This is a genomic window from Silanimonas sp. (genome assembly GCF_027530345.1).
GTDB lineage: Bacteria > Pseudomonadota > Gammaproteobacteria > Xanthomonadales > Xanthomonadaceae > Silanimonas.
Map to the genome: position 1 here is coordinate 109,826 of NZ_JAPZQK010000004.1, position 15,553 is coordinate 125,378.

The following is a 15,553-nucleotide window of genomic DNA, read 5'->3' on the forward strand; positions in this document are numbered from 1 at the left end:
AACGTGAGCACGGTCGCGCCGTGGCCCAGGATGACGTGGGTTGACGCTTCGGGCCGGCGGGCGGAGGAGAATCCCGGCACCACCCGGCCGCGAGACCTCTCCCCATGGATCCGATGAACGGCACACCGACCAGCACCCCCACCCGAGCCGCGGAGAAATGGTTCGGCAAAGCCCTCGCGGAGGCGAGTGCGGTCGAGCGGCGCGTTCTCGACGTCGCCCTGCGCCAGAAGACCGTCGCCAAGGACGCCGCGCTCCAGGCCGACGCCCAGCGCAGCTTCGGCGAGCGGATGGCCGACGGGGTGGCGGCTTTCGGCGGGTCCTGGACCTTCATCGGTCTTTTCGCCCTCGTCATCGTCCTGTGGTCGCTCGTCAACACGGAGCTGCTGGGCACGGCGGCCTTCGACCCGTATCCCTACATCTTCCTGAACCTGATGCTCTCGATGCTGGCGGCCGTGCAGGCGCCGGTGATCCTGATGAGCCAGAACCGCCAGGCCGAACGCGACCGCATCGCGGCCGCGCACGACTACGAGGTGAACCTGCGCGCCGAGCTCGGGATCATCGCGCTGCACGAGAAGCTCGACGCGTTGCGGGTGGAGCAGATGGCGACGCTCATCGCCACGCAGCAGGAGCAGATCGCCTTGCTTCAGCGCCTGGTCGAGGCGCGCGCGCCGGATGGGCGGTAGGCGCGAACGGCCGGAGGCGCGACAATCGTGGGCATGAATGCTCCGACCGACCTTGGATTCCTGCGCCCCGACCTCGGGCGCGGCCTCGCCGCTCTCGGCCTCGATCCCGGCGCGCCGGTGGAACGCACCGCTCCGGCGGCCGGCGATGACGGCACGCTGGCCGGCGCCCTGCTGGCCTACCTCGCCCTGCTGATGCGTTGGAACGGTACCTACAACCTCACTGCCATCCGCGATCCCGGCGAGATGCTGGTGAAGCACCTGTTCGATTCACTGGCGATGGCGCCGCACGTGCGCGGCCTCGCCACGCTCGCCGACCTCGGCACCGGCCCCGGCCTTCCCGGCATCCCGCTGGCGCTCGCCACGCCGGGCCTCGCCGTCGCGCTGGTGGAGAGCAATGGCAAGAAAGCGCGCTTCCTCCGCGAGTGCGTGCGCCAGCTCGGCCTCGCCCCGCGCGTGCGCGTGCTCGAGTCGCGCGCCGAATCTGTGGCCGAACCCGGCGCGTTCGAGGCGATCACCGCCCGGGCGCTCGACCGCCTCGTGGGCATCCTCGAGGTCGGCGGCCATCTCATCGCCCCCGGCGGCCGCCTGCTGGCGATGAAGGGTGTGCACCCCGCCGAGGAAATCGCCGAGCTGCCGGCCGGCTGGGTCGGAGGCGCCGTGCATCGCCTGTCGGTGCCGGGGTTGGAGGGCGAACGGCACCTCGTCGAGGTGCGGCGAGGCTGAGGCGGCCCTAGACCGCCGCCGGCCGCGCCCCGAGGTCGATCCAGTGCTGCAGCGGCGCGGGGCGGCCGAAGTGGTAGCCCTGGCCCTGGCGGATACCGAGCGTCCACAGCGCCTTGCGCTGCTCCTCGGTCTCGATGCCCTCGCTGACGACCTCGAGCTCGAGCGACGCGGCCATCGCGACGATCGCGCGGATGATCGGCCGCGAACCGCCGCGGGTTTCCGCGCCGCTTTCCAGCGACGTGGCGAAGCTGCGGTCGATCTTCAGCCCGTGCAGCGGGAAGTGCTGCAGGTAGGAGAGCGCCGAGTAACCGGTGCCGAAGTCGTCGAGCATGATGCGCACGCCGGCGCGGTGCAGGGTTTCTAGGGCGGCGCGGGCGAGGTCCTTGCGGTCGATCAGCGCGCCTTCGGTCACCTCCACGCAGACGCGCGAGGGGTGCGCGCGCTGGTCGCGCACCAGGGCGAGGAAACGCGTCGCGAAATCCGGGGCGAGCAGGTGGCGCGGCGACAGGTTCACCGAGACGTAGGCATGGCTTGGCGTCAGGCGGACGAGGTCGCCGATCGCGCTCGCGTACATGCGCCAGTCGATCTCCTCGATCATTCCCGTTTCCTCGGCGAGGCCGAGGAAGGCGCCGGGGGCGCGCACGCTGCCGTCCGGCCGGTTCCAGCGCAGCAGCGCCTCGTAGCCCAGCACGGCGCCGTTGGCGATGCTGACGATCGGCTGGTAGTAGGGCTCGAACTCCTGGTGGACCATCGCCCGGCGCATTTCGCGCTCGAGCTCGAGCCGCTGCTGCGCGAGATGGCGGAGGTCCTCGTCGAACAGCGCATAGCGCTTCCGGCCATCGGCCTTGGCGCGGTACATGGCGGCGTCGGCATCGCGCAGGATCTCCTCGGCCGACGCGTAGTGCGGCTGCGCGACGGCGACGCCGACGCTGGCCGAACTGTGCAGCTCGCGCCCTTCGATGAAGAAGGGCTGGTCGAGCACCTGCATGATGCGTTCGGCGACCTGGATGGCGTCCTCGACGCTGCGGATGCGCTCCAGCAGCACGGCGAACTCGTCGCCGCCGAGGCGGGCGAGCACGTCCGGGTTGCGCACGCATTCGCCGATCCGCTTCGCGGCCTCGCGCAGCAGCGCATCGCCGACGAGGTGGCCTTCGGAATCGTTGATCACCTTGAAGCGGTCGAGGTCGAGGAACAGCACCGCGAACAACCGTTCCGGCTGCGCCTCGTGCTGGGCCATCGAGGCCACGAGGCGGTCGAGCAGGTACTGGCGGTTGGGCAGGCCGGTGAGGCTGTCGTGCAGGGCCTGGTGCTTGAGCTGGCGCTCCACGCCTTCGCGAGCGCTGATCTGCTGGCGCAGCGTCTCGTTGGCGAGCCCGAGCTCGCGCGTGCGCTCCGACACGCGGTGTTCGAGGTCGAGGTAAGCCTGACGCAGAGCGACACCGGCCCGTCGGCGACCGATCGCCGCGGCGATGTGCGTGCCGACGAAGCTCAGCAGTTCGAGGTCGCGGTGGGTGTAGCGCACGTCCGCCCGGTAGCTCTGCACCGCGATCACGCCCACCGGCGCGTCGTCCACCATCATCGGCACGCCCAGCCAGCAGCTCGCGGACTGCTGGCCGGGCAGGGTCGCGCCCAGTGCGTTCAGTTCGCGCATCACCGACTCGGTGGCGAGCAGCGGTTCGCCGCTGTGCAGCACGTACTCCGTCAGGCCCTGGCCGGCCTTCCGGGACGGGCGCGTCGGCGTCCGCTCGTCGACGGAGTACGGGAAGGAGGTCTCGTCCGTCGTCTCGTCCCACAGCGCGATGTAGAAGTTCCGCGCATCGATCAACTCGCCGACGATGCTGTGCACGTCGGCGTAGAAGCGCGCGTCGTCGTCCGACTCATGGCGGCTGGCCAGCGCGGTGATGCGGTACAGCGCGGTTTGCAGGCGCTCGGCGCGTTCGCGCTCGACCACCTCGGTCTGCAGTGCCTCGGTGCGCTGCTGCACGCGGCGCTCGAGTTCGATCGTCGACTGGCGGCGGGCCAGGGCGGTGGCGATGTGCTCGGCCACGTAGGACAGCAGCTGTTCGTCCTCGGCGCTGTAGGTGTGCTCGGGCCGGTAGCTCTGCACGACCACCGCGCCTTGGGTGATGCCGTCGCTGGTCATCGGCACGCCGAGCCAGTCGTTGCTCTCCGGGCCTTGCGCCTCGTCCTGCATGCCGAGGCTGGCGGCCAGCTGCTCGGACGGCCCGCGCAGCGCCTGCTGGCGCTGGATCACCTGCACCGTGAGGCTGCCGAGGAGCTCGGATTCCGGGATCTCCAGGTCCGGGTCGAGGCCGTCGGCGTCCTCGCTGTCGGCGAAATAGACGAAGCGCAGGGTGCGACGTTCCGGATCACGCAGCGCGATGAAGAAGTTCTCCGCGTACATCAGCGTGCCGACGATGCGGTGCATCGCCGCCATGACCTCGGCCGTCGGCTTCGACGAGCTGGCCACCTCGGAGATGGCGAACAGGGCCTCCTGGAAACGCATCGCGTTGGCGCGGCGGTCCAGCTCCGTGCGCAGGCGGGCGATTTCCCGCTCCGCGTCTGCCAACGCCTGCCCGGGCGGCGGCACCGGGTCCTGCGGTGCGGGTCCCGGCGCGGTCCTGCGAGGGGAGGGTGGCGTCGTCATCCGGCCGAGTGTAAGCCCGGTTGCCCGGGGTGGAATGGGACGGCCGTCTTGCCCTGCCGCCCGCCCCCGGCGGCGTACCATCGGCATTCATCCCCTGCCCGCCGACGTTTTCCCGAATGAGTGCCCTCCGCCAACGCCCGCGTCGCCTGCGTCGTGACGACTTTTCACGCCGCCTGGTGCGCGAGAACCGCCTCACCGCCGACGACCTGATCCTGCCCGTGTTCGTCCACGAGCTTCCGGGCCGCGAGGCCATCGGCTCCATGCCCGGCGTCGAGCGGGTGTCGATCGACGAGCTGCTGAAGGTGGCCGGGGAGGCCGTGGCGCTCGGCATCCCGGCGCTCGCCCTGTTCCCCGTCACCCCGCCCGAGGCCAAGAGCCTCGACGCGGCCGAGGCCTGGAACCCGCAGGGCCTCGCCCAGCGCGCCGTGCGCGCGCTGAAGGCCGCCTACCCGCAGCTCGGCGTCATCACCGACGTCGCGCTCGACCCCTTCACAACCCACGGCCAGGACGGGCTCATCGACGACAGCGGCTATGTCGTCAACGACGCCACCGTCGACGCGCTGGTGAAGCAGGCGCTCAGCCACGCCGAGGCCGGTGCCGACGTGGTGGCGCCCAGCGACATGATGGACGGCCGCATCGGTGCCATCCGCGACGCGCTCGAAGCCGCGGGCCACGTGCACACCCGCATCCTCGCCTACTCGGCGAAGTACGCCAGCAGCTTCTACGGGCCGTTCCGCGATGCGGTGGGCAGTGCCGGCAACCTCGGCAAGGGCAACAAATACACCTACCAGATGGACCCGGCGAACAGCGACGAGGCGATCCGCGAGGTCGGCCTCGACCTCGACGAGGGCGCCGACATGGTGATGGTGAAGCCGGGCCTGCCCTACCTCGACATCGTGCGGCGCGTCAAAGACGCCTACGGCGCGCCGACCTTCGTCTACCAGGTGAGCGGCGAGTACGCGATGCTCAAGGCCGCGGCGGAGAACGGCTGGCTCGACGAGCGCGCCTGCGCCCTCGAGGCGCTGCTGTCGATCAAGCGTGCCGGGGCGGACGCCATCCTGACCTACTTCGCGCTGGACGCCGCGCGCTGGTTGCGCGCAGGCTGAGCGAATGCTTCCACCGCTTCGCCAAGGAGAGAACGCCATGAGCGGACGCTATGTCCTGGTTGGCCAGCCTGTCGCGCATTCGCTGTCGCCACGCATCCACGCCGCCTTCGGCGCGCAGTGCGGCATTGCCCTCGAGTACGGGCTCATCGACGTCGCACCGGAGGACTTCGACGCCGCGGTCGCCGCCTTCGCCCGCAGTGGCGGCGCAGGCCTCAACGTGACGCTCCCGCACAAGGAAGCCGCGCGGGCGCTGTGCGCCACGCTCTCGGAGCGTGCGCGCCGCTGTGGTGCGGTGAATACCCTCATCCGCGGCAGCAATGGCTGGCATGGCGACAACACCGACGGTGCCGGCCTCGTGCATGACCTCACCGAGCGCCATCGGCTCGACCTGCGCGCGCGCAAGGTGCTGCTGCTCGGCGCCGGTGGCGCTGCGCACGGCGTGGCTCCCGCACTGCTCGATGCCGGCATCGAATCGCTGTGGATCGTCAATCGCAGCCCGGACCGCGCCGATGCGTTGAGCGATCGCCTCGGCGAGCCCGGCCGCGTGCATACGCGCTACTGGGACGACCTGCCCAACCTCGGCGTGTTCGACATGATCGTCAACGCGACCTCGGCGGGGCGCAGCGCCAGCGCGATGGCGCTGCCGTCGTCGCTGGCAACGGAGCGCACCCTCGCGGTCGACCTGAGCTACGGCGAAGCCGCCATCGCCTTCCTGTCGTGGGCGCGTTCGCAGGATTGCGAGACCGCGCTCGATGGGCTCGGCATGCTGGTGGAGCAGGCCGCCGAAGCCTTCCGGCTCTGGCACGGGCAGGCGCCCGACACCGACCCGATCTACAGCGAACTTCGCGCCGGCGCGGTGGCCCTGCACACGGCGGAGTGACCGCCGCGGCTGGGCGGCCGCCGCTCATTCCAGCGGCAGGCCGAGGTAGGCGTCCTTGAGGCGCACGTAGTGCTTGGCCGAGTAGTAGAGCTGTTCGATCTCGCGGTCGCTCAGGCGGCGCACCGGCTTGGCCGGATTGCCCAACCACAGCTCGCCGCTTTCGACGACCTTCCCCGGCGGCACCACCGCACCCGCGCCGACGAAGCCGTGCTTGCGCACCACCGCGCCATCGAGCACCAGGGCCTTCATGCCGATCAGGCAGGCGTCCTCGATGGTGCAGGCATGGATGCAGGCCGCGTGGCCGATGGTGACATCCGCGCCGATGATCGTCGGGAAGCCGTCGGGCTTCGTGTACGGGCCGTCGTGCGTCACGTGGATGATCGTGCCGTCCTGCACGTTGGTACGCGCGCCGATGCGGATGTGGTTGACGTCGCCGCGCACCACCACGCCAGGCCAAAGCGAGGCGTCGTCGCCCAGCACCACGTCGCCGATCACGTGCGCGCCCTCGTCGACGTAGCAGCGTTCGCCGAGCACGGGCGTCTTGTCGCGGAAGGGGCGGATGGGCATGGCGTGGCTCGCGGTGAGGGTGTGTGGCGGATTCTAGCGGCGTTAACTCGAGCAGCGAGACGCTCTTGCCTCTGGCGCGGTGCAGCTGACCCGCCCCGTCACCCGCTTGGAGTAAAACCCGGCGGCCCGCTCGAATGCGACGTCCGTGTCGCTCGAGCGGCGGCGCATCCATGCGCCGCCCTCCGGGCTATCGCCTGGACGGTGCGTCGGGGCTCCTCATTCGCTCCCCCGCGCCAGAGGCAAGAGCGTCTCGCCGCTCCAACAGCGCCGCGAGCCTCCGCTTCGCGACACCACGCGCGCTGCGACGGTGTTGCATGGATGCGCGGTCTCGGCGTCGCAACGATGCTTGGGCTCGCCTCGGTGTAGCGCGCCATCCGCGTGGGCGGCGTGCGTGGCGAATAAGGAGCCCCTGCGCGCTGTTGAGGCGCAAGCCCCGAAGGGGTCGCGCAGGATGCGCGATCGGCTCAAGGGGCAGGACGCCCCCTTTGAGCCGACCGCCAGAAACCTCGCGTCGCCGGTGACGGGGCGGGTCAGCCCCGCACGCCGCCCACGCGGATGAGGGCGCCAACGAAAACGGGGTGAGCCAGCTTTCGCCAGCCCACCCCGTGCGTTTTCAGCGATGACGCGTTCGATCAGCGCAGGTCGAAGCGGTCCAGCTCCATCACCTTCGTCCACGCCGCCACGAAGTCGGCGGTGAACTTCGCCGCCGAATCGCTCTGCGCGTAGACCTCGGCCAGCGAACGCAGCTGCGAGTTCGAACCGAACACCAGGTCGACCACCGTGGCCGTCCAGCGCACGGCGCCGCTCTTGCGGTCGCGGCCTTCCAGCACGTTCGGGTTCGAGGCCGAGCGCGACCACGCCGTGCCCATGTCGAGCAGGTTCACGAAGAAGTCGTTGCTCAGCACGCCGGCGCGGTGGGTGAACACGCCGTGCGCGCTGCCGCCGGTGTTGGCGCCGAGCACGCGCAGGCCACCGACCAGCGCCGTCATCTCCGGCGCCGTCAGCGTGAGCAGCTGGGCCTTGTCGACCAGCATCTCTGCAGCCTTGACCTCGCAGCCCGGCTTGGCGAAGTTGCGGAAGCCGTCGGCGTGTGGCTCGAGCACCGCGAACGAAGCGGCATCGGTGTGCTCGGCGCCGGCATCGGTGCGGCCGGGGTGGAAGGGCACGGTCACCGACTGGCCCGCAGCCTTGGCCGCGGCTTCGATGGCGGCGCCACCGGCCAGCACGATCAGGTCGGCCTGCGAGATCTTCTTGCCGCCCGGAGCCTTGGCGTTGAAGTCCTTCTGGATGCCCTCGAGCACGGCCAGCGTCTTGGACAGCTCGGCCGGGTTGTTGGCCGCCCAATCCTTCTGCGGGGCGAGACGGATGCGCGCACCGTTGGCGCCACCGCGCTTGTCGCTGCCGCGGAAGGTCGAGGCCGAAGCCCATGCCGCGAAGACGAGGGCGGGGATGCCCACGCCAGAGGCCAGCACCTGCGCCTTCAGCGCGGCGATGTCGCCGGCGTCCACGAGCGCGTGGTCGATGGCCGGCACCGGGTCCTGCCACACCAGCACTTCCTTCGGCACCAGCTTGCCGAGGTAGCGGGCGCGCGGGCCCATGTCGCGGTGCGTCAGCTTGAACCACGCGCGGGCGAAGGCATCGGCGAACTCCGCCGGGTTCTGGTGGAAGCGGCGCGAGATCTTCTCGTAAGCCGGGTCGAAGCGAAGCGCGAGGTCGGCCGTGGTCATCATCGGCGCGTGGCGCTTGTTGGGGTCATGCGCGTCGACGACGGTGCCGGCACCGGCGCCGCCCTTCGGCGTCCACTGGTGTGCGCCGGCCGGGCTCTTCGTCAGTTCCCACTCGTAGCCGAACAGGGTGTCGAAGTAGCCGTTGTCCCAGGTCGTCGGGTTCGGCTTCCACGCGCCTTCGATGCCCGAGGTGATGGTGTCGCCGCCCTTGCCGCTGCCGAAGCTGTTGGCCCAGCCGAAGCCCTGCGCCTCGACGGGCGCGCCTTCCGGCTCGCGGCCGACGTGGTCCGCGGGGCCGGCGCCGTGCGCCTTGCCGAAGGTGTGGCCGCCGGCCACTAGAGCCACGGTCTCCTCGTCGTTCATCGCCATTCGGGCGAAGGTCTCGCGGATGTCGCGGGCCGAGGCGACCGGGTCCGGGTTGCCGTTAGGGCCTTCCGGGTTCACATAGATCAGGCCCATCTGCACCGCGCCAAGCGGATTCGCGAGCTCGCGGTCGCCGCTGTAGCGCATGTCGCCGAGCCACGTGGTCTCCGGGCCCCAGTCGATGTCGTCCTGCGCCTCCCAGATGTCCGGGCGGCCACCGGCGAAGCCGAAGGTCTTGAAGCCCATCGTCTCCATGGCGACGTTGCCGGTGAGGATGAACAGGTCGGCCCAGCTCAGGGCCTGGCCGTACTTCGCCTTGATCGGCCACAGCAGGCGGCGCGCCTTGTCGAGGTTGCCGTTGTCCGGCCAGCTGTTCTCCGGCGCGAAGCGCTGGCCGCCATGGCCGCCGCCGCCGCGGCCGTCGTGGATGCGGTAGGTGCCGGCCGCGTGCCAGGTCATGCGGACGAAGAACGGGCCGTAATGGCCGTAGTCGGCCGGCCACCAGTCCTGCGAGTCGGTCATCAGTGCCTTGAGGTCGGCGACGACGGCATCGAGGTCGAGTGCAGCGAAGGCCTTGCGGTAATCGAAGTCGCCGCCCAGCGGGTTCGACTTCGTCGAATGCTGGTGGAGGATCGAGAGCTTCAGCTGCTCGGGCCACCACGCGGCGTTGCCGCCGTGGCCGGCCTGGGCGTTCGTGCGGCTACCTGAGGAAAACGGGCACTTCGGTTCGGTGGACATGGGAGGCTCCTGTGAGGATCCGCGCGGCGGGGGTGCGGCGCTGGCGCGGCGGGATGCCGCGTGCCCAGCAACCTACGCCCCTCTCATGACAATGGGGAAATGGATTGTTTGACTCTTTTCGATAGGCGCCACCTATCGCGCCGTGCGCCATCGCGTGTGACCGCGGTCACGCGGCTTGGGTGCGTCGCAGCGCGCTTTGCGAGCGATTCACGCGCCGTTGTCGCCTTGTCAGAGGACTGAAGTACTGCGTCAGTCAACTGCCTGCCTGTACTCCCTTCCGAGGATCGCGCCGCATGACGAGCGCGCCACGAACCAACGCCCCGCTGTCGCCGGTCGTCAGCCTGCAGTCCCGGCTCGTCCGTGCCTTCCTCGCGATTGGGGCAGCACTTGTCGTGGTCATGGCGGCGATCACCTTCGGACTGATCGGTCGAATGGTCGAAGCCGTCGAAGCGAAGGAGGCGAAGCGCGCCTGGGATCGCGTTGCCAGCATCGAGCGCGCGAAGGCCGACCTGCTGCGCACGGTCGTCGATGACTACGCCTATTGGAACGACATGGCGGCGTTCGTCGAGAGCGGCGCCCCAGACTTCCGTCGCGACACCTTCGACGTCTGGTTCCTCGATAACGCCGACACCGACGGCGTGCTCGTCTTGTCGCCGCGGGGCGAGGTGCTGGTCGCTGGCGTCGCGGAGCGCGCCGCCACGGGCTTCGGCGACGCCGCCCTGCCCGAACCGGCGTTCGATGGTGCGATGGGACTGGTCGCACTGGCGCCGGCGCTGGTCGAACGGCTGCGCCAACTGCCCAAGGCCGCGGTCGTGCGCGATGGTGGCGACAGCGGCATCACGTGGATCGAGCATCGGGGCCAGTGGATCCAGGTTGCGATCGGCGCCGTGGGCTACCAAGGGCAGCCGCCGAACGGCGGTCTGGTGATGATCCTTCGCGCCGTCGACCGCGAACGACTCGCGGCGCGTGCCGTGGAATCGCAGGTCGACTACCGCATCGTCGCCTTCGATCCGGATCGGCTGGCGATTCAGGCTGCAGAGGATGCCGCCCTGCTGGCCGTGCCTATCGATGACCCGATCCTCGGCACCGAGGTGATGGCGATCGCCCGCCATCCTTACGAACTCTCGGGCTTGCTGGGCCAGGTGCAGGTGGTGACCGTCGTGCAGCAGACGCTGCTGCTCGGCGCCTTGCTCTACCTGCTGATCGAGCTGCTGAAGCGGCAGGTGCTGGTCCGCATCCAGGCCTTGCGACGCGAAGTCGAAGCGCTTCGCGTCGGCACCATCCGTCGCATGGACCTGCCAGGGCCTCGCGACGAACTGACGCTGCTCGGCGAGGAGTTCGGCGCGATCTACCGCACGCTCGACGGAGCGCGTACCGAGTGGCGGAAGGCCGCCCTGCGCGACCCGCTCACCGGCCTCGGCAACCGGGCCGCGCTGCAGGCCAGGCTCGAAGTGCTGATGACCGCGGGACGCAGCTGGCCGGCCTCGCTGCACCTGCTCGACCTCGACGGCTTCAAGGCGATCAACGACGTGCATGGCCACGCCACCGGCGACGCGATGCTCGTGGCGCTGTCGCGAAGCCTCGCCGCCAAGCTGGGCGAGCGCGCCGAGGTCTTCCGGCTCGGTGGGGACGAGTACGCCATCCTCGCGAACCACGGCGACGACATCGGCCGCGAGGTGCTCGACGCGGTGGCGCACGTCCGGGTGCTGGACGCTGCCGGGCACGCGCTCCGCCTCCGCGCCAGCCTCGGGCGGGCGTCGCTGTCCACGGACCTCGATTCGCCGGGAGACTGGCTGCGTCGGGCCGACATCGCCATGTACGAGGCGAAGCGGGCCGGCGGAAGCCGCCACGTCGATTACGTGCCGTCGATGCGCGAGGCCCTCGTCGAGCGCGAGTCGATCGAACGCCGCCTCCGCCGCGCGCTGGACGAAGGCCGGATCGACGTGGCCTTCCAGCCGATCGTTTCCGCCGTCGATGGGCGGCTTACCGCCGTCGAAGCGCTGGCGCGCTGGAACGACGCCGAGCGCGGACGGGTGCCGCCGTCACGCTTCGTCCCGGTGGCCGAGGAGGCGGGCTTCAGTGCCGAGCTCGACCTGCAGGTCCTGGCCAAGGCGCTCCCGGCCCTCGTGGCGTTGCGCCGTGAGACGCCCGCCCTCGTGTTGCAGGTCAACCTCGCACCGCCGTCCCTGCTCAGCCCTGGCATCGTCGAGCGCATCGACGGGCTCGTCCGCGCCGCGGGCGTGCCGCCGGAAGCGATGCTGCTGGAAGTCACCGAGAGCGCGCTCGCTGCCGACCCGAATGCCATCACCGGCGTCATCGAGCGGCTCCGTTCCCTCGGCTTGCGCATCGCCTTGGATGATTTCGGTACCGGCTACTCGTCGATGGCGCGTCTCGCCGAACTGAAGCCCTCCGCATTGAAGATCGACGGCCAGTTCGTCCGCGACCACCAAGGCGATGGCGATCGCATCATCCGCTCCATCCTCGGCCTCGCGAAGGCCTTCGGCCTGCATGCCACGGCCGAGTTCGTCGAGACCGACGCGCAGCGCGACTACCTCCGCGCCCTCGGCTGCGATGCCCTGCAGGGCTACGGGATCGCCGAGCCCATGCCGGAAGAAAAGCTCCCCGCCTGGGTCGAGGCGCGCGCCCTCAGCGCGCGTCCTTGACCACGTCGCCGCCCTTCATCACGAAAGGCACGCGCTCGAGCAGGGTCACGTCCTGCGTCGGGTCGCCGGGCACGGCGATCAGGTCGGCGAAGCGGCCGGTCTCCAGCGCGCCCACGTCCTCGCGCTTCATGGCCGTCGCGGCGTTGATCGTCGCGGCCTGGATGGCCTCGACGGGCGACATGCCGTAGCGCACCATCACCGCGAACTGCTTGCCGTTTTCGCCGTGCGGGAAGATGCCGGCGTCGGTGCCGTACACCATGCCCACGCCGGCCTCGTGCGCGCGCTTGAAGTTCTGGCGCTGCGCCTCGGCGATCTCGCGGTCCTTGCGCAGGTTGTCCGTAAGAACGCCGTTCTTCGCGCCTTCGGACTGCGTGTACTCGGTGTTGTAGATGTCCATCGACAGCCACGCGCCATTCGCCTTGGCGAGGCGGATGCCCTCGTCGTCGATCAGGCTGGCGTGTTCGATGGTGTCGACGCCGGCGCGGATCGCCTCGCGGATGCCCGAAGCGCCGTGCGCGTGTGCCGCGACGGTGAGGCCCCACTGGTGCGCTTCGTCGACGACGGCCTTCATCTCCTCGAAGCGCATCTGCTGCTGCCCGGGTTCGGTGTTCCGCGAGAACACGCCGCCGGTGGCGCAGATCTTGATCACCTGCGCGCCGTACTTGCGCAGCTCGCGCACGCGCTGGCGGCCCTCGTCCGGGCTGTCCGCGTTGTAGCGGCTGCGCTGCGCCATCGAGGGCGGGAAGTAGGTGCTGTCGCAGTGGCCGCCGGTGGCGCCGAAGGCGTACGCGGCCGTCATGATGCGCGGCCCGGGCACCTTGCCTTCGTCGATCGCCTGCCGCAGACCGACGTCATTCCAGGCGTCGGCGCCCAGGGTGCGGATGGTGGTGAAGCCGGCCTCCAGCGTGCGCTGCGCGTGCGGCACCGCGACCACCGACCAGTAGCGGTCGTTGAACTGCAGGCCCGTGTAGCCGCTGTAGGTCGGGTCGCTGTCGATGTGCACATGCATGTCGATCAGTCCGGGCAGCACGGTCATGTCGCCGAGGTCGACCCGCGTCGCGTCGGCCGGTGCCGCCACCGCTTTGCCGCCGGTGGCGATGGCGGCGATGCGGCCGTCAACCACGAGCAATTCCGCATCCGCCTGGATGCGGCCGCTGCGGGCGTCGAACAGGCGATCGGCGCTGACGACGGTGCTGGCAGCCTGCGCATCGGCGCTGGCCCCGAGCGGCAGGCCGAGGACGAGGGCGAGGGCGATCGGGCGCAGCGACGGCTTGGGCATGGAGCGTTCCTTTTGGATCGATGTTGGCGCTTGGAGGCACCGGCCCCGCGCTGCAGGATGACGCCGGTCAGGCCGCTTCGAGGGCGTGGGCGCGGTCGGTGGCGATGATGCGGTCCCGACCCTCGTTCTTGGCGCGGTAGAGCGCGCGGTCGCTGCGATCGAGGAGGGCCTGCAGCTCGTGGCCCGCTTCATGCGTGCCGGTGAGGCCGAAACTGGCGGTGACCTTCAAAGGAGCGCCCCCGTCCGCAACCGCTTCGGCAGACGCGATGGCGCGGCGCAAGGCCTCGGCGTAGTTGGCGGCCTGCGTTTCGGTCGCGCCATCGAGCAGGATGGCGAACTCTTCGCCGCCGATGCGGCCGATCGTGCGCGGCACCGGGGCGGGCACGGCGCGTGCCGCCTCGCTCACGGCACGAAGGACGGCATCGCCGGCCAAGTGGCCGTGGCGGTCGTTGATGCGCTTGAAGTGGTCGAGGTCGAAGGCGACCAGCATCAGCGGCCGGGCTTCGGTGCGTGCGCGGGCCACCGCCGCGGCAGCGAGCTCGGTGAAGTGCTGGCGCGAAGCGAAGCCGGTGAGCGGATCGGTCTGCGCGAGTTCGCGGAAGCGCTTCGCGTCGGTCCACAGGCGTCGGCCCCAGGCGATGAGGCCGCCGACGGTGAGGAGCAGTACGCCGGCGAGGACGATCGCGTTGCGCGACTCGGCCTTGGCAAGCCGGGCTTCGAGGTCGAGCACGCGATTCCGTTCGGTGGCGAGGGCGAGCTGCTGCTCGCGCTGCAGGCTCTCGTGCTGGACGGTGCGGAAGGCGCGCTCCTTGGCGAGGCTTTCCTCGGCGAGGGCGCGATTGGCGCCGATGTAGCGCTGCAGGTGTCGCAGCGCGGCACTGCTGTCGCCCCGTTGGCGGTGGATCTCGAACAGCACCTTCTCGGCCATCGCGACCGGCAGGCTGGTGGGGGTGTCCTTCGACGTCTCGATGGCCCGTTGCGCCTGGCGTTCGGCCTGCGCCACGCGGCCGGCGGCGAACAGCAGCTCTGCATCCAGTGCATAGGCTTCGGCCACGAGGCGAGGGTAGCGGGTCGATTCGATGTGCCCGACGCGATCCTCAAGCAGTCCAAGGGCCTCGTCGGAGCGGTTGGCGTCGCGCAGGAAGCGGGCGTGAGAAAGCCCGACCAGGCCGGGCAGGACGCCCACTTCCCCGGCGTCGCGGCAGCGCTGGTAATTCCGGTCGAAATCGATCGACGACAGCGTCGGATCGGCCACGGCTTGGCGGGCGCGAATCGCGAAGTGTTGCCCGAAGCAGTCCATCCGGGGCGAATGACGGCTTTCGAGCAGGCGCTGCGCATACCAGGCCGACAGCGCGGGCTGCTCAAGCTCGGCATAGAAAATCGCCGCCACATTCCAGATACCGATGATCTCATCACGAAGCGCCCCCTCCGCCTTCGGGTTCGCTTTCAACAGGCGGTCCAGATCGCGCAGCCCGGCTTCGAACTCGCGCGTTCCAGCCCGCATGTTGATGACGAAGATGCCAGCCGAAAGCCTCAATTTCGGATCCTCGGCCGACTCAGCCAGCGGCTGGGCCAGCGCGATGGCGTCCGGACTGCGGCCCTCGAAGGTCGCCCGGTTGGCCGCGAGGAACTGAAGGAACTGGCGCTGCGCGAGGTTCGAGGGCTTCGGCCGGGCCTCGAGGGCGCGGGTCTGGGCCACGAACGCCGGCGCGTCGACGGTTCGCAGCGCGTACAGGCGCTCCATTTCCTGCTGGAGCGCCGTATCGGTGCCGTCGCGGCTCGCTTCGCCGGCCCGCAGCCCTCCTGCGCCGATGGCGAGCGCCAGGGTCAGCAGCAGGGCCGAGGCCGCACGCATGGCTCAGTGGGACGGGTCGGGGCCCGGACGCTGGTCGGGCTCGCGCGCCGGCTCGTCGCCGGGGACGTCGTCGATGGGCTTGGGCTCGTCCTCAGGCGCATGCACGGCGCACCACATCGCGGGCGCCGTTCCGAAGGCGCGCGCCAGTGCCTCGCTATCGCGAGCGATCAGGGCTTCACGCGTGGGTGCATCCACGTCGAGCGCAGCGACATTGGCCTCGAAATCGGCCATCGGCGGCAGGCGGCCCAGGGTGTCGAGGAAAGCGATCAACGGCGTGGTCATGGCAGGCGCTGGCGTCCGGTTTCGGGGTCGAGGGCCCCGA

11 protein-coding genes are annotated in these 15,553 nt (G+C 70.3%); 5 read left to right on the forward strand and 6 right to left on the reverse strand.

Features of this window, described 5'->3' with window-relative positions; translation table 11 throughout:
* Positions 1-104: 104 nt before the first annotated feature.
* On the forward strand, positions 105-683 hold the full coding sequence (locus tag O9255_RS02535; RefSeq protein ID WP_297865258.1) for a DUF1003 domain-containing protein: 579 nt from the start codon (positions 105-107) through the stop codon (positions 681-683).
* A gap of 33 nt (positions 684-716) precedes the next feature.
* Positions 717-1,406, forward strand: a complete 690-nt coding sequence (rsmG, locus tag O9255_RS02540; RefSeq protein WP_297865259.1) for a 16S rRNA (guanine(527)-N(7))-methyltransferase RsmG — start codon at positions 717-719, stop codon at positions 1,404-1,406.
* A 7-nt stretch (positions 1,407-1,413) separates the two neighbouring features.
* Here the strand turns inward: rsmG and O9255_RS02545 are convergent, their stop codons facing one another.
* Positions 1,414-3,996 (reverse strand): EAL domain-containing protein, encoded by a 2,583-nt coding sequence (locus O9255_RS02545; RefSeq protein WP_297865260.1) that lies wholly within the window; start codon positions 3,994-3,996, stop codon positions 1,414-1,416.
* Positions 3,997-4,169: 173 nt separating this feature from the next.
* Between O9255_RS02545 and hemB the strand changes: the two genes are divergently transcribed.
* A complete protein-coding gene (hemB, locus tag O9255_RS02550; RefSeq protein ID WP_297865261.1) occupies positions 4,170-5,159 on the forward strand; it encodes a porphobilinogen synthase in 990 nt (329 codons plus the stop codon).
* Between the two features lie 37 nt (positions 5,160-5,196).
* The gene (gene aroE / locus O9255_RS02555) at positions 5,197-6,039 is read left to right on the forward strand and encodes a shikimate dehydrogenase (protein ID WP_297865262.1); all 843 of its coding nucleotides are present in this window, start codon (positions 5,197-5,199) and stop codon (positions 6,037-6,039) included.
* Positions 6,040-6,063: 24 nt separating this feature from the next.
* On the opposite strand, the gene O9255_RS02560 is transcribed toward aroE, so the two are convergent.
* Both O9255_RS02560 and katG read right to left on the reverse strand, forming a co-directional pair.
* Positions 6,064-6,606, reverse strand: coding sequence for a gamma carbonic anhydrase family protein (locus O9255_RS02560; RefSeq protein ID WP_297865263.1), 543 nt, complete (start codon positions 6,604-6,606; stop codon positions 6,064-6,066).
* Positions 6,607-7,238: 632 nt separating this feature from the next.
* Positions 7,239-9,434, reverse strand: a complete 2,196-nt coding sequence (gene katG, locus O9255_RS02565; protein ID WP_297865264.1) for a catalase/peroxidase HPI — start codon at positions 9,432-9,434, stop codon at positions 7,239-7,241.
* A gap of 293 nt (positions 9,435-9,727) precedes the next feature.
* Here katG and O9255_RS02570 point away from each other — a divergent pair, with 293 nt between their 5' ends.
* The gene (locus O9255_RS02570) at positions 9,728-12,097 is read left to right on the forward strand and encodes a bifunctional diguanylate cyclase/phosphodiesterase (RefSeq protein WP_297865265.1); all 2,370 of its coding nucleotides are present in this window, start codon (positions 9,728-9,730) and stop codon (positions 12,095-12,097) included.
* Here the strand turns inward: O9255_RS02570 and O9255_RS02575 are convergent.
* From O9255_RS02575 to O9255_RS02585, 3 genes are all read right to left on the reverse strand, one after another.
* Entirely contained in the window at positions 12,081-13,376 is a 1,296-nt protein-coding gene (locus O9255_RS02575) for an amidohydrolase family protein (RefSeq protein ID WP_297865266.1), read from the reverse strand. The genes O9255_RS02570 and O9255_RS02575 overlap by 17 nt on opposite strands.
* 67 nt (positions 13,377-13,443) lie before the next feature.
* Positions 13,444-15,231, reverse strand: a complete 1,788-nt coding sequence (locus O9255_RS02580) for a GGDEF domain-containing protein (protein WP_297865267.1) — start codon at positions 15,229-15,231, stop codon at positions 13,444-13,446.
* 3 nt (positions 15,232-15,234) lie between these two features.
* Entirely contained in the window at positions 15,235-15,513 is a 279-nt protein-coding gene (locus O9255_RS02585) for a hypothetical protein (protein ID WP_297865268.1), read from the reverse strand.
* Positions 15,514-15,553 lie beyond the last annotated feature (40 nt).